Genomic DNA, 13,646 nt, shown 5'->3' with positions numbered 1-13,646 from the left:
CGCACGCCAGACGCGATCGCCTATCTCGCCTCGTCCAGCCGGTCGCGCAGCATGCTCCAGCCGAGCAGCATGTTCGGCGCGTGCCGCAGCAGCGCGTGGAACGGGATCGGCGCCGGCGGCGCGAACGGCAGCGGCAAATCGCGCGCCTCGATTCCCGTGGCCCAGTCGGCCAGCACCTTGCCCATCGCCGTCGTCATGGCAATGCCGCGCCCGTTGCAGGCGCGGCCGGCGATCAGTCCCGGTCCGAGGTCCAGGAGGTGCGGCAGGAAATCCGGTTCGACCGCGGCCATTCCTGACCAGCCATAGGCAAGCGGCGGCAGGTCAGGCAAATCGAGATGCCTGGCGAGGCGCCGCCAGATTGTTTGCGGCACGCGTGTGTCGGCGCCGGCACTCAGAATATGCATGCCGCCGCTGATCAGCCGGTTGTCGGCATCGAAGCGGAAGGTGAACAGATTGCGCCTGGTGTCGCCGGCGCCTTGTCCGCCGGGAAGCAGCCGCGTGCGGATGTCACGCGGCAGCGGCTCGGTCGCGATCTGAAAAACCTTCAGCGGAATATAGCTTCGCTGCAGCGGCGGATTGAGCGATCCGCCATAGGCGTTGGTGGCGATCAGCACCTTGCCGGCACGCACCGAGCCCGATGGCGTTTTCAGTGCCCAGCCATCGGCCACCCGATCGACCGAGGTGACAGGTGTGTGCTCGAAAATCTCAGCGCCAGCCTTCTCCGCCGCATCGGCCAGTCCGTTCGCGTAGCCGACCGGATTGAGCACGCCGCCCGAACGGTCCATCCAGCCACCGATATAGCCGCGAATGCCCGTCAGCGCTTCGACGCCCTGCCGATCCAGCGTGACAGCCGGCCGGCCGCGCCGTGCCCATTGCCCGGCCCGCGATTTGACCTTCTCGAAGGCGGCGGGCGAGTGCGCCGGCTGGATCCATCCGTTCTGCACGGCGTCGCAGTCGATGCCGTGCCGTTTGATAAGGCCGAAGACCAGATCGGCGCTGCCGGCGGCGAAATCGATCAGCCTCTCGCCGCGCTCGGGGCCGAGATGCGCAAGGATGTTGTCCGGGTCCATCTTGGCAAAGTTGGGCACGACGAAACCGGCATTCCTGCCGGTCGCGCCCCAGGCAATGATTTCGGCTTCGAGGACGGCGACGGACAGCCCTTTCCCCGCCGCGTGCAGCGCGGTCGACAGGCCGGAAAAACCGCCGCCGACAATGGCGAGGTCGACATTGACCTCGCCGTGCAGCGCCGGCCGGTCGCGGCGGTTGCGGCTGACGGCATGCCAAAGTGAAGCGCCATGCGCTTCCCGCCGAACCACGGCGTTCATGATCCGGAACTGCTCTTGGCCGTAGTCACCTTCGCCTGCTTGCCCAGACGTGGCCGCCGCAGTCTGTCGCCGAACAATCCGTTCGGCCGGATCAACAGGATGACGCAGAGCATGACGCCGATGGCGACGATCTGCAGCGAGGCCGCGCGTGCCTGTTGCTCGGGCGCAAACAGCACGCTGGTCAGCGTGCCTGACCCGGCCCATATCCCCCAGACCAGAATGCTGCCGATGACGGCGCCGAGATTGCTGCCCGAGCCGCCGACGATCAGCATCACCCACACCTGGAAGGTCAGGATCGGCAGATAATTGTCCGGCGCGATGAAGCCGGTGAAATGCGCCTGCAGCGCGCCGGCCAGCGCCATGATGGCGCCACCGACGGCAAAAGCCTGGACGCGGTAGAAGCGTGCGCTCTTGCCGAGCGAAATCGCCGCTCGCTCATCCTCTCGCAAGGCCTTCAGCACGCGCCCCCACGGGCTGCGCGACAAATGCTCCAAGGCGAGATAGGCAATCAAGGTCACCGCCGCGACCACGGCAAGGTTCGACAGGTTGAACAGCAGCGGCGTCTCGGCAAGACTGCCGAAGGGGCGCGGGATGAAGCCGATGCCGAACGGCCCGCCGGTCAGCTTCTGCGCGTTGAGCGCGACCAGTTGCACGACCACGGCGACGCCGAAGGTGGTGATCGCCAGATAGTCGGATCGCAGCCGCAGCGTCGCCATGCCGGTCAGCGCCGCCGCGATACCGCCGACGATCATAGCGCCGAGCCAGCCGACAAGAATTGGCAGGCCGAAGCCACCCAGCCGTGCAGCATCGTCCGGTGTCGTCAGCAGCGCGGATGTATAGGCGCCGATGGCGACGAAGCCGGCGAGGCCGACATTGAACAGGCCGGTCAGGCCCCACTGCAGATTGAGCCCCAGAGTGACCAGCGAAAAGATCAGCGCGGTGGTCAGGAAAAAGGCGCCGTAGCCGAGCAGGTCCATCAGCGTTCCCTCACACCAAACAGGCCGACCGGCCGCACGAACAACACAGCCATCAGAATGATGAAGGAGACGGCGGCGCGCCATTCGGCACCGATCAGCTGCACCGCGCCGGCTTCGGCGAGCCCGATGATCAGGCCGCCGAGCACCGCGCCCGGGATGCTGCCGATGCCGCCGAGAATGGCGGCGGCGAACATCGGCAGCAGCATGTCGAAGCCCATGAACGGGCGGATCTGCACCAGAATGCCGATCATCACGCCGGCGACGCAGGCCAGCGCCCCGCCGATGATCCAGGTGACGCGCACCACGCTGGCGACGTCGATGCCGACGATACGGGCCAACGCCGCATTCTGGCTGAGCGCCTGCATCGAACGGCCGGTCTGCGTGCGCGTCATCAACAGGTGCACGCCGAGCACCAGCACGGCGGTCAGCAGCAGCAGCGCGATCTGGTCGGGGGTGATGCGGATGCCGAAGCCGACCGGCATGGCGATCTGGATCGCCCGGCTGAAATAGGTCGGCCGCGAGCTGAAGGTGAATTCGAGCAGGCTKCKCAGCGCCATMGAGGCRCCRAAGCTCGCCATCACCACGATGATCGCCTGGCCCTGCGAGCGCAGCCGCGAAAACAGCACTCTGTCGAGCAGCAGCGCCAGCAGAGCGGTGAACGCCATGCCGACGACCAACGCAACCAGGAGCGGCCAGCCGAAGGACAAGGGTGCGATGGGCGCCACCTTGCCGAATGTCGCACCGATGGCGCTGACCACGGCCAGCGTTGCATAGGTGCCCCAGGCCATGAAGTCGCCATGGGCGAAATTGGAGAAGCGCAGGATTGAATAGGTCAGCGTCACACCAATGGCGCCGAGGCCGATCATCGAGCCGGTCAGCAACCCATCGACGACAAATTGCAGGCTCATGCCGCGCCTTCCTTGCTGGCGTGAGAAGGGCGCTGGCCGAGATAGAGTTCGGCAACGACCGGRTCGTTCCACAGCTCCGAGGCGATGCCTTCGTGCCGGTCCTTGCCMTCGACCAGCACATAGGCACGGTCGCCGATGGCCAGTGCCGCCTTGGCATTCTGTTCGACCAARAGGATGGTGACGCCGGAYTTGCGGATGCCGGCCAGCATCTCGAACACCATCGAGACGAATTTCGGCGACAGGCCGGCCGAMGGYTCGTCGAGCACCAGCACCTTGGGATGGACGATCAGGGCGCGGGCGACGGCGAGCATCTGCCGCTGTCCGCCCGACAGATTGCCGGCGGCGGTGCGGCGCTGGCGCACGAGGTCGGGAAAGGCCGCGTACATTTCTTCGATGCGGCCGGGGATGTCGCGCCGTTCGAGAATGCCACAGGCGACCTTGAGATTGTCCTCGACCGACATCAACGGAAAGATGTTTTCGGTCTGCGGCACGAAGGCCAGGCCAAGCCGTACCATGGTGTGGGCGGGTGCGGCGGTGATGTCCTTGCCGTCCAGAAACACCGTGCCGCCGGTGATCGGGACCAGGCCGGCGATCGCCTTGATGAAGCTCGATTTGCCGGCGCCGTTGGGGCCGAGCACGACGACGATCTCACCCTTGCTGACGGTAATCGAGGCGCCTCGCACGATCGGCACGCCGGGCTCGTAGCCGGCTTCGAGGTCGCGCACGTCGAGGACGATCTCGCTCATGCGGCACCTCCGAGATAGGCCTCGATGACGCGCGGGTCGCGGGCGACCTCTTCCGCCGTGCCTTCGCTCAGCAACTGCCCGCTCGCCATGACAAGCACGCGATGGCAAAGCCGCGTCACCATGTCGATGTTGTGCTCGATCAACAGGAAGGTGATGCCGCGCGCATTGATGTCGCGGATGCGGTCGATGATGACTTCCAAAAGCGTTGCGTTGACGCCGGCAGCCGGCTCGTCGAGCAGGATGATCGCCGGGTCGGCCATCATGACGCGGGCAAGTTCCAGCAGCTTGCGCTGGCCGCCGGACAGCACGCGCGCCGGTTCATGCGCGAGATGGGTGAGGGTGACGAGCTCCAACAGGTCGAGTGCCTTTGCCCTGGCCGCTTTTTCCTGTGCCGCCACCCGCCACGGCGTGACGAAATTGGCGAGCAATTTCTCGCCGGCCTGGCCCTGTGCCGCCAGCATGATGTTTTCGATCAGCGTCAGATTGGGCAGCGGGCGCGGAATCTGGAAGGTGCGGCCAAGCCCACGGCCGATACGCAGGTGAGCGGCTTCGCCAGAGACCCGCGTGCCGTTGAGGAGAATATCGCCGCTGGTCGGCAATATGCTGCCGGCAAGCAGATCGAACATCGTCGTCTTGCCGGCACCGTTCGGTCCGATCAGGCCGAGGATCTCGCCCGCTTTGACATCAAACGAGACGTCATTGACCGCGACAAGGCCGCCGAACCGCCTGACGACATGGCTTGCCGTCAGAACCGGTGCCCGGGTCTCCTGCCCTTGGCGCTCCGCTGCCTCGCTCATCAAACCCTCTGGCCGAAGACGATCGTCGTCGCCTCCTGATTTTTGATTTGTGATCACACTTGCTTTGATCACGCTATTCGGCTTTAATTTCATCCGCAAGCCGAAAACGGGCCAAGACCGGGAATGCCATGCAAAAGGCTGCCATCGAGCGAAACAACGAGACGATCGCAGCCCAGCTTACGCCGGTCGGTCGCGAGACAGTGCAGGATCGCGTCTATTCCGAGTTGCGCCGGGCCTTGATCGGCKGCCTGTTCGAGCCGAACCAGGTGCTGACCATCCGTGGCCTGGCCGATGCGCTGGTCACCTCGACCATGCCAGTGCGCGAAGCGCTCGGGCGGCTGATTACGGAAAAAGCGCTGGAGGCACTGCCCAACCGATCGGTGCGCGTGCCGCCGATCACGCTAGAGAGGATCGACGACCTTCTGCGCGCCCGCTCGCTCATCGAAGGCGAAGCGATTGCACTTGCCGCCACGCGCATGAGCCCGCGCCAGATCGCTTCCATAGAAGCCATGCTCGGCGAGTGGGACGAGATGCGGGCCCTGAAGCACAAGAAGGATATCGACCGCGAAGCGACGCTCAACCAGAGCTTCCATTTCGAGATCTACCGCTGCTGCGGCTCGGCCGTGCTGATCCCGATGATCGAAAGCCTGTGGCTGCAATCGGGACCTTGCATCCGCGTTGCCATCTACGCCTTTTCCGAAGCCGGCGAGGTCGACACCGCGCACTACCACCGCAGCATCGTCGCGGCTCTCGTCAAACAGGATGCGCAGGCGGCGCGCGAAGCACTGGTGGCCGATATCAGCCGGCCCTTTGCTTTCCTGCGCGACAAGCTGCAATCCGCAGGGAAAGACCAGACATGACGAAGCCAGCCATCAGCATCACCGAGCCGCGCTCGAAGCTTTCCGTGACAGCGCTGTTGCTGCCCGAAAAGGCGCCGGAAAATGCCGCCTTTCTCCAGGCGTATCTCGCTACGCCACGTGTCGTTCCCGGTATCCATGCGATGTGGACGGGACCTGAGATTTCCTGCCCGGTTCCGTCAGCCGATCTCGATGGCCAGTCCTATGCCCGGCCTCTACCGGCGGAGAACGCAACGCTGACGCCGCAGCCGGGAGACATCGTGCTGTCCTACGTGCCGCCGCGCATGTGGGGCGGCAATCCCAATGCCATCTTCGACATCGGCCTGTACTACGGGCAAGGGGCACGGCTTCTGTTCCCGATCGGCTGGCTGGCCGGCAGCGTGGTGGCGCAGGTGCGCGCCGATCAGCGCGACCATTTCGCCGCTGCCTGCGGCATCATCCGCCGCAACGGCGCCTGCGACATCACCTTCAGCCTGGTGGAGGCCTGACATGGCGGACGACAGTTTCGAGCTCTTCGATCTTCGCGTCGAGGCGGTCATCCCCGAGGGCAAGCCGATCTATTGCGGCGCTAAGCCCGGCGACTATTTCGAACTCAAGGGCGAGATGCTGTCGATGCCGGCAGGGCAGAGTTTTTCGATCTATTCGCTTGCCTCCGTATTGCCGTTTCTCGCGGCAAAGCAGCGCCCGACCGACCGCAATGACTGGATGACCTCGGACGCCGAGATCGCTTGTCCCGATCCCAATTGCGCCAGCCGGTTGCGGATCGTCAGGCTGGCCAAGCGGCGGTTCAGCCATGCCGAAACCACGGCCGTACCGCTGCCGAAGGAGAACGACCTGACATGACCGCCAAGACCTTCGAACTCGGTCCCGGCTACAGCATCTCGCGCGTCATTCGCGGCGGCTGGCAGCTGGCCGGGGGGCACGGCGCCGTCGAGCGCCAACAGGCGGTGAGCGACCTGATCGCAGCCTTCGATGCTGGCATCTGGACCTATGATTGCGCCGACATCTATACCGGCGTCGAGGAGCTGATTGGCGCCGCGCGCCTCAGGCTGGCCAGYGAGCGCGGCCTCGATGTCGCCGCCAGGATGAAGGTGCACACCAAGCTGGTGCCCGACCTCGAACGGCTGGCCGGCATCAGCCGCGACTACATAAGGGGCATCGTCGACCAGTCGCTGCGTAGGCTGAAGACCGAGCGGCTCGATCTCGTGCAGTTCCATTGGTGGGACTATGATCAGCCTCGTTATGTCGAGGCGATGGGCTGGCTCAACGAGCTTCGGCTGGAAGGCAAGGTGCGCAATCTCGGTACCACCAATTTCGACACGCCGCGGCTTGCCGAAATCCTCGCCGCCGGTATTCCGCTGGTCAGCCAGCAGCTGCAATATTCCGTGCTCGATCAGCGGCCGGGCAACAGGCTCGCCGCACTTGCTGAGAAAAACGGCGTCAGCTTCCTCTGCTATGGCTCCGTCGCCGGCGGCTTCCTCAGCGACAAATGGCTTGGCGTGGCCGAACCCGCCACGCCGCTCGAAAACCGCTCACTGGTCAAATACAAGCTGATCATCGATGATTTTGGCGGCTGGGACCTGTTCCAGCAACTGCTTCAGGCGCTGCAGGCCGTCGGCGACCGCCACGGCGTCGACATCGCCACCATCGCTAGTGCCTGGGTTCTGGAACAGCGCCAAGTAGCGGCCGTCATCGTCGGTGCCCGCAACCAGGCGCATGCGCTTGCCAATGCGAAAATCATGGATGTCGTACTCGATGCCGACGACCGCACCCGCATTGCTGCCGTCATCGCGCAAGGCGCCGGCCTTGAGGGCGATGTCTACACGCTGGAGCGCGACCGCCATGGCCGCCATGGCTCGATCATGCATTACAACCTCAATGCGGGGAAGAAATGAGCGGCGAGCCCTCCCTGTTCTCGCGTGCCAGCGTCGAGGTCATCGACCTGCATCGCTTCTTCGTCGACTGGTTCGTCGCCGCGCGCGCCGACACGGTGGATTTCAGCCGCTTCGAACGCGCCATGGGTGATGGCGTCACCATGGTCGCGCCGGACGGCAAGGTGCTCGATCGCGCTGCTGTCGTCGACCATGTCCGCTCGAGCCGGGCTTCGTGCGACGACGGCTTCGCCATCTCGATCGAGGACATCCGGCCGGGCTGGCAAAGCGCCGATACGATCGTTGTCTTCTACGTCGAGGCGCAGTTGCGCGGCGGCAAGCGCAGCCGCCGCCAGTCGAGCGCCGTCTTCACCACCAGTTCATCGGCGCCCAACGGCGTCGAATGGCGACATCTGCATGAAACCTGGCTGCAGGTGCCGGAACGCTGAACAGGCTCCAGAGATCAAATTAGAGTCGAGTAACGAAAGGGGAACAACAATGACAAAGACGATACTCCAACTCACCACGGCACTTGCCCTCGTGACGATGGCCGGTGCGGCGCAGGCCGCCGATTGCAAGATCACCGTCGGCCTCGTCATGGAACTGACCGGCCCCGCCGGCGAATATGGCCAGGCCGGCGCCAAGTCGGTCGAAATGGCSTTCCGCGAYATCAAYGCMGCCGGCGGMGTRCGYGGCTGYGATCTCGCCACCGACACMCGCGACAGCCAGAGCCAGGGCAAYATCGCKGTCGATGCCGCRACCCAGCTGGTKCAGGTCAAGAARGTGCCGGTYATCATCGGCGGCATCATCTCYTCGGTGTCGATCCCGATCCTGACGTCGGTCACCGCCCCGGCCAAGATCGTCCAGGTCTCGCCGGCTTCGTCCTCGCCGACGCTGACCGCGCTCGGCCGCGACGGCAAGACCAACGGCATCTTCTTCCGCACCATCACCTCCGATGCGCTGCAGGGCGTCGCCGCCGCCAAATACGCCATCGACAAGGGCTTCAAGAAGCTGTCGATCATCCACGTCAACAACGACTTCGGCGTCAACATGGTGGCCGAATTCTCGCGCGCCTACAAAGCGCTCGGCGGCACCATCGTCTACGACACGCCCTACAATGAAAAGCAGTCGAGCTATGCCTCGGAAGTCACCGCGGCGATGGGAGGCGAGCCGGACGGGCTGTACCTGGTCAGCACGCCGGTCGACGGCGCAACCGTCGCCCGCACCTGGATTTCGCAAGGCGGCGTGCAGAAATTCCTGCTCAATGACGGCATGAACAGCCCGGACTTCATCGAGTCGGTCGGCGCCGACTATCTGAAGGAAGCCTATGGCACCTCATCGGGCACCAGCCCGACGGCTTCCACCGACTACTTCATGAAGAACTACAAGGAATTCTCCGGCATCGAGCCGTCCAATCCGGCAGCCGACCGTTCCTATGATGCTGGTGCCATCGTTGGCCTCGCCATCGCCATTGCCGGCTCCGAGGATCCGGCCAAGATCAAGGATGCCATGTACAAGGCCGTCGATCCGGCCGGCACGCCGATCTTCGCCGGCAAGGACGAGTTCGCCAAGGCGCTCGGCCTGATCAAGGACGGCAAGCCGATCCGCTACGAAGGCGTCATCGGCCCGGTCGCCTTCGACAAGTATGGCGACATCACCGGCCCGTTCCGGCTGTGGAAGATCGTCGACGGCAAGGTGACCACGGACGGTGAAATGACCACCGACGACGTCAACGCGCTGCAGGCCAAGCTTCAGTAAGGCCGGCAACCTTCTTCCGGCATCAATCGCGTCACATCGCGATTGATGCCGGCATCGCCTAGGGCAGGCCGATATCGCTTGCACGGCAGGCGATCCCGAATAGGATCGGCCGGCTGCAATTGAGGGATGGCGAGCGTGTCGGACGGAAATACTCATCGGGCCATCCGGTCGGCGGATGCCGACGATGCGCTTCGCCACACAGGCGCCTGAGCCCGATGTCGCCTGAAACGCAACGACTTCTGTCAGCCCTTGGCGATCGGCTGGGCGCCGGCGGTGTGCTCGCCGGCTCCGATGTCGACCAGCGCTATCGCGATGATCCCGACGGCAAGCTTGGCGTGCTGCCCGAAGTGGTGCTGCGTCCGCGCGATACCGTTGGTGTCGCGGCCGCCCTCGCCGGGTGCAACGCTCTCGGCCAGCCGGTCGTCGTCCAGGGCGGACGCACCGGGCTGGCCGGGGGCGCACGCGTGCAGCCGGGCGAGATCGTGCTGTCGCTGGAGCGCATGACCGGCCTCGCCGTGCCGGACAGTCAAGCCGCCAGCATCGTTGCCGAAGCCGGTGCGACGCTGCAGGCGGTGCAGGAGGCCGCCGATGGCGCCGGGCTGATGTTCGGCGTCGATATCGGCGCGCGCGGTTCGGCCACGGTCGGCGGCAACATCGCCACCAATGCCGGCGGCATCCGCGTGCTGCGCTACGGCATGTACCGCGCGCAGGTGATGGGGCTGGAAGCGGTGCTTGCCGACGGCAGCGTGCTGTCCTCGCTAAAAGGCCTGCCCAAGGACAATTCCGGCTACGACCTCAGCCAGCTCTTCATCGGCGCGGAAGGGACGCTCGGCGTTGTCACCCGCGCCGCGCTCCGGCTGCATCCGAAACCGGCATCCGAGGTGAACGCCTTCTGTGCGCTCGCTTCGCTCGATGCGGCGATCGCCTTGCTCGGGCTGCTCAGGCAAAAGCTCGGCCCGTTGCTGTCAGCCTATGAGGTGAATTTCACGCCGCTTTATGACGTCATGGTTGCCAGCATGGCCATGCCGGCGCCGTTGCCGGCGGGCTCACCCGTCTATGTGCTGGCCGAGATCCAGGGCAGCGAGCCCGAACGCGACGGCGAGCGCTTCGCCGAGGTTCTGATGCAGGCGGTCGAGGACGGCGTGGTCGACGATGTCGTCGTCTCGCAGTCGCCGCGCGAATTCCGCGCGCTGTGGGACGTGCGCGAGGACGCCAACCGCATCCTGTTTTCGATAAAGGGTCTGATCGGCGTCGACATCAGCATTCCCTTGGCGCACATGGGAACATTCCTGCAAGAAGCCGACGCCGCCATCCATGCCGTCGACCCCGCCGCCGACATCTACGTCTTCGGCCATCTCGGCGACGGCAATCTGCATTATCAGGTGCTGACGGCAGATCCGGCGGCGGCTTACGGCATAGTCTATCGCGGCGTGGCGGCGGCGGGAGGCGGCGTTTCGGCCGAGCATGGCATCGGCCTCGACAAGAAACAGTGGTTGCATCTGGTGCGCAGCGACGCCGAAATCGCTGCGATGCGGCGGCTGAAGACGGCGCTCGACCCGAAGAACATCCTCAATCGAGGACGGGTCTTCGACCTCGATCCAATTCTTCGATAACTCAGGTCCGTTCCGTCGCCATCTGCCTGGGGATCAGGAAACGGGCGGCGAGCACGCAGAGCAGCACCGTGAACATCAGGATCAGCGCCACCAGCGCATTGATGTCGGGCGAAAAGCCAAGCCGCATCATCGCCCATAGCCTGACCGGCAGTGTGCTTTGCGTGCCGGTGACCAGGATGGTGATCATCGTTTCGTCGAACGACAGCGCGAAGGCTAGGATGGCGCCGCCGACCATCGCGCTCGACAGGTTCGGCAGGATGATGCGCCAGAAGGTCTGCCAGCCAGTGGCGCCGAGATCGTAGGAGGCTTCGACCAGCGTGCGGCTCATCGACTGCAGCCGCATCAGCACGGTGCGGTAGACGATCGCCAGCACGAAAACGGTGTGGCCGATGACGACCGTCAGCAGCGAGCGTTCGAGGTGGATTTCGCGGAAGAAAATCAGCAGCGCCAGGCCGCTGATGATCGGCGGCATCAGGAAGGGCAGGAAGATGATGAACTGCAGGAACGAGCGTCCGGACCGGCGGCCGTGATAGTAGAGCGCCAGCAGCGTTCCGCTGACCACCGAGAGCACGACGGTGCAGACGCCGACGATCAGCGTGGTACGCAAGGCAGCCAGGATGTCGTGGTTTTCGGCCAGCGCCACATAGGTCGAAAGCGTCGGTGACGACCAGTCGACATTGCCATGCGAAATGGTGAAGAACGACGACACGATCGGCACGAACAGCGGGCTGTAGAGCAGCACCGCGACCAGTGTCGTGATCGCGGCCAGGAAGATGGTGGAGGGCCGGGGCAGGGCGTTCATATCGACGTCCCCCGGTTGCGTCCGAAGCGTTCGCCGATGAGGATGGCGCAGATCACCACGATCGCCAGCGCCACCGAGAGTGCAGCGCCGAACGGCCAGTTATAGGCCGTGCCGAACTGGCTGTAGAGGATGCGGCCGAAGGTGAAGCCGCTGATCCCGCCGACCATCTGCGGTGTCAGGAAATCGCCGATCGCCAGCACGAAGACGAAGCTCGCCGCCGAGGCGACGCCGGGAAGGCTGAGCGGCAAGGTGATGCGCAGGAAGGTCTGCCAGCCGCTGGCGCCAAGGTCATCCGAAGCGCGCAGCAAGGTCTGCGGGATGCGCTCCAGCGACAGGAAGATCGGCAGGATGGCGAAGGGGATCAAGAGCAGGCTCAGCGTCAACAGGATGGCATTCATGTTGAAGACGAAAAGCGTCGACGGCTGATCCAGGATGCCGACCGCCACCAGTGCCTTGTTGAGGAAGCCGTTGAGGCCGAGGATGCTGCGGATGGCGTAGATCTTGATGACGTAGCTCATCAGCAGTGGCACCAGAAGCAGCATCAGTAAGGCATAGCGCCAGCGCCCCTTGAGCGTCGTCAGGAAATAGGCGGCGGGATAGGCGAGCAGGATGCAGATGACGGCCACCGACACGCACAGCACGATGGTGTTCCAGAACACCGGCAGGAAGATCGGATCGGTGAAGAACCTGATATAGTTGCCCGGCGACAGTCCGTAGACGATCGTGCCCTGGTCGACGCTGAAGAAGCTGTAGCCGAGGAAGATCGCCAGCGGCACGAGGACAAAGACCACCGGCAAGGCGAAAGCCAGCACCGTCACCAGCAGCGACAATCGCCTTTCCGCGGGATGTGTCGAGCGGGCGCTCATGCCAGCACCAGATGGCCTTCATGCGGCGCAAACGAAAGCGAGACCGTCTCGCCTGACTTGAGCGCGCTGCCGTCGATCCGGCTCGGCATGCGCAGCCGCAGCCGTTGCCCGGCATCGCCGCCAGCCGTGATGGTGGCGACGGTCGACGAACCGGCAAAGGCCAGATCGGCTATTACGCCGGAAAAGCGGTTGCCGCTGTCCGTTGCATCCGCAAGACGCAAGGCCTCGGGACGGAACGCCGCGAAGGCGCTGGCGCCATGGATCGCGGCCTTCAGATGCGGCTGGTCGCTGATCGAACAGACCAGACGCCCAAGCGCGGTCTCGATCGATCGCTGCTCGCCCTGGACGGGGCCGAGCTTTCCGGCCACCAGATTGTTCTCGCCGAAGAAGCGCGCCACGAACTCGCAATTCGGCTTGTAGTAGAGGTCGTGCGGCGTGCCGAGCTGGCGGATATGGCCGGCCTGCATGACACAGATCCGGTCGGCCATGCCGATCGCTTCCTCCTGGTCGTGGGTGACGAACAGGAAGGTGGTCTTGATCTCGCGCTGGATGGATTTCAGGAACTCCTGCATCTGCCGGCGCAGCTCCAGATCGAGTGCTGCCAGCGGCTCGTCGAGCAGAATCAGGCGCGGCTGGCAGATCAGCGCCCGGGCGAGTGCGACGCGCTGGCGCTGGCCGCCGGAAAGTTGCGCAGGAAAACGGTCGGCGAAACGCCCGAGCTGCACCAGTTCGAGGGCTTCCGCGACACGGCGCGCGATCTCCTTGCGCTTGATATGGCGCACCGAAAGTCCATAGCCGACATTGCCGGAAACGGTCATATGCGGGAACAGCGCATAGTCCTGGAAAACGGTGTTGAACGGCCGCTTGTTGATCGGCATGCGGCTGATGTCCTGACCGTCCAGCCGGATCTCGCCCGCGGTCAGCGGTTCCAGCCCGCCGATCAGCCGCAGCACCGTGGTCTTGCCCGAGCCCGACGGTCCAAGCACCGTCAGGAACTCGCCGTCCTGGATCGACAGGTCGATGTCGTGCAGCACGGGAACCGTGCCGTAGGATTTCGAGACGGACCGCAGCGTCAGCAGGTCGGCGTTCTGGTTCATAAGCTATTCTCGCATACGCTGCGGCGGTC

The 13,646-nt window shown here is 64.7% G+C and carries 15 protein-coding genes; 7 read left to right on the top strand and 8 right to left on the bottom strand.

What is annotated here, in order from left to right:
• Nucleotides 1–20: 20 nt before the first annotated feature.
• From AC1DX0_RS01420 to AC1DX0_RS01400, 5 genes are read right to left on the bottom strand one after another with little or no spacing between them, the layout of a single operon-like run.
• Nucleotides 21–1,325 carry an NAD(P)/FAD-dependent oxidoreductase gene (locus AC1DX0_RS01420; RefSeq protein ID WP_477220963.1) on the bottom strand — a complete coding sequence of 435 codons (1,305 nt, stop codon included), beginning with the start codon at nt 1,323–1,325 and terminating at the stop codon, nt 21–23.
• Nucleotides 1,322–2,305: a branched-chain amino acid ABC transporter permease gene (locus AC1DX0_RS01415; RefSeq protein WP_477221096.1), complete on the bottom strand. Its 984-nt coding sequence runs from the start codon at nt 2,303–2,305 to the stop codon at nt 1,322–1,324. The genes AC1DX0_RS01420 and AC1DX0_RS01415 overlap by 4 nt, the downstream gene beginning before the upstream one ends.
• Nucleotides 2,302–3,210: a branched-chain amino acid ABC transporter permease gene (locus tag AC1DX0_RS01410; protein WP_477354070.1), complete on the bottom strand. Its 909-nt coding sequence runs from the start codon at nt 3,208–3,210 to the stop codon at nt 2,302–2,304. The genes AC1DX0_RS01415 and AC1DX0_RS01410 overlap by 4 nt, the downstream gene beginning before the upstream one ends.
• The gene (locus AC1DX0_RS01405; RefSeq protein ID WP_477354067.1) at nt 3,207–3,956 is read right to left on the bottom strand and encodes a branched-chain amino acid ABC transporter ATP-binding protein; all 750 of its coding nucleotides are present in this window, start codon (nt 3,954–3,956) and stop codon (nt 3,207–3,209) included. The genes AC1DX0_RS01410 and AC1DX0_RS01405 overlap by 4 nt, the downstream gene beginning before the upstream one ends.
• The gene (locus AC1DX0_RS01400) at nt 3,953–4,753 is read right to left on the bottom strand and encodes an ABC transporter ATP-binding protein (protein WP_477220966.1); all 801 of its coding nucleotides are present in this window, start codon (nt 4,751–4,753) and stop codon (nt 3,953–3,955) included. The genes AC1DX0_RS01405 and AC1DX0_RS01400 overlap by 4 nt, the downstream gene beginning before the upstream one ends.
• A gap of 128 nt (nt 4,754–4,881) precedes the next feature.
• Here AC1DX0_RS01400 and AC1DX0_RS01395 point away from each other — a divergent pair, with 128 nt between their 5' ends.
• The 7 genes from AC1DX0_RS01395 (at nt 4,882) to AC1DX0_RS01365 (ending at nt 10,852) form a co-directional block, all read left to right on the top strand.
• Nucleotides 4,882–5,613: a GntR family transcriptional regulator gene (locus AC1DX0_RS01395; protein WP_477354064.1), complete on the top strand. Its 732-nt coding sequence runs from the start codon at nt 4,882–4,884 to the stop codon at nt 5,611–5,613.
• On the top strand, nt 5,610–6,098 hold the full coding sequence (locus AC1DX0_RS01390; protein WP_477220968.1) for a DUF3830 family protein: 489 nt from the start codon (nt 5,610–5,612) through the stop codon (nt 6,096–6,098). The genes AC1DX0_RS01395 and AC1DX0_RS01390 overlap by 4 nt, the downstream gene beginning before the upstream one ends.
• A gap of 1 nt (nt 6,099) precedes the next feature.
• Nucleotides 6,100–6,453: a TIGR04076 family protein gene (locus tag AC1DX0_RS01385; protein ID WP_477220969.1), complete on the top strand. Its 354-nt coding sequence runs from the start codon at nt 6,100–6,102 to the stop codon at nt 6,451–6,453.
• The gene (locus tag AC1DX0_RS01380) at nt 6,450–7,505 is read left to right on the top strand and encodes an aldo/keto reductase (protein WP_477220970.1); all 1,056 of its coding nucleotides are present in this window, start codon (nt 6,450–6,452) and stop codon (nt 7,503–7,505) included. The genes AC1DX0_RS01385 and AC1DX0_RS01380 overlap by 4 nt, the downstream gene beginning before the upstream one ends.
• Nucleotides 7,502–7,930, top strand: a complete 429-nt coding sequence (locus AC1DX0_RS01375; protein ID WP_477220971.1) for a DUF4440 domain-containing protein — start codon at nt 7,502–7,504, stop codon at nt 7,928–7,930. Before AC1DX0_RS01380 ends, AC1DX0_RS01375 begins: the two co-directional genes overlap by 4 nt.
• A gap of 49 nt (nt 7,931–7,979) precedes the next feature.
• On the top strand, nt 7,980–9,239 hold the full coding sequence (locus AC1DX0_RS01370) for an ABC transporter substrate-binding protein (RefSeq protein ID WP_477220972.1): 1,260 nt from the start codon (nt 7,980–7,982) through the stop codon (nt 9,237–9,239).
• A gap of 215 nt (nt 9,240–9,454) precedes the next feature.
• Complete coding sequence (locus AC1DX0_RS01365; RefSeq protein ID WP_477220973.1) at nt 9,455–10,852, top strand: FAD-binding oxidoreductase; 1,398 nt, start codon at nt 9,455–9,457, stop codon at nt 10,850–10,852.
• Nucleotide 10,853: 1 nt separating this feature from the next.
• On the opposite strand, the gene AC1DX0_RS01360 is transcribed toward AC1DX0_RS01365, so the two are convergent.
• From AC1DX0_RS01360 to AC1DX0_RS01350, 3 genes are read right to left on the bottom strand one after another with little or no spacing between them, the layout of a single operon-like run.
• The gene (locus AC1DX0_RS01360; protein ID WP_477220974.1) at nt 10,854–11,654 is read right to left on the bottom strand and encodes an ABC transporter permease; all 801 of its coding nucleotides are present in this window, start codon (nt 11,652–11,654) and stop codon (nt 10,854–10,856) included.
• The gene (locus tag AC1DX0_RS01355; protein WP_477354061.1) at nt 11,651–12,484 is read right to left on the bottom strand and encodes an ABC transporter permease; all 834 of its coding nucleotides are present in this window, start codon (nt 12,482–12,484) and stop codon (nt 11,651–11,653) included. The genes AC1DX0_RS01360 and AC1DX0_RS01355 overlap by 4 nt, the downstream gene beginning before the upstream one ends.
• 32 nt (nt 12,485–12,516) lie before the next feature.
• Nucleotides 12,517–13,617 (bottom strand): ABC transporter ATP-binding protein, encoded by a 1,101-nt coding sequence (locus tag AC1DX0_RS01350; RefSeq protein ID WP_477220976.1) that lies wholly within the window; start codon nt 13,615–13,617, stop codon nt 12,517–12,519.
• Nucleotides 13,618–13,646 lie beyond the last annotated feature (29 nt).

The sequence above is a fragment of the Mesorhizobium sp. P3_A9 genome (assembly GCF_056402975.1).
Note: the sequence above shows the minus strand (reverse complement) of the source record. Positions and strands in the feature narration are given on the sequence as shown.

Bases quoted from the DNA above. Each gene is read 5' to 3' on its own strand.
- AC1DX0_RS01420 (WP_477220963.1), bottom strand. From the start codon at position 1,325: ATGAACGCCGTGGTTCGGCGGGAAGCGCATGGCGCTTCACTTTGGCAT.
- AC1DX0_RS01400 (WP_477220966.1), bottom strand. From the start codon at position 4,753: ATGAGCGAGGCAGCGGAGCGCCAAGGGCAGGAGACCCGGGCACCGGTT.
- AC1DX0_RS01390 (WP_477220968.1), top strand. From the start codon at position 5,610: ATGACGAAGCCAGCCATCAGCATCACCGAGCCGCGCTCGAAGCTTTCC.
- AC1DX0_RS01385 (WP_477220969.1), top strand. From the start codon at position 6,100: ATGGCGGACGACAGTTTCGAGCTCTTCGATCTTCGCGTCGAGGCGGTC.
- AC1DX0_RS01375 (WP_477220971.1), top strand. From the start codon at position 7,502: ATGAGCGGCGAGCCCTCCCTGTTCTCGCGTGCCAGCGTCGAGGTCATC.
- AC1DX0_RS01365 (WP_477220973.1), top strand. From the start codon at position 9,455: ATGTCGCCTGAAACGCAACGACTTCTGTCAGCCCTTGGCGATCGGCTG.
- AC1DX0_RS01360 (WP_477220974.1), bottom strand. From the start codon at position 11,654: ATGAACGCCCTGCCCCGGCCCTCCACCATCTTCCTGGCCGCGATCACG.
- AC1DX0_RS01350 (WP_477220976.1), bottom strand. From the start codon at position 13,617: ATGAACCAGAACGCCGACCTGCTGACGCTGCGGTCCGTCTCGAAATCC.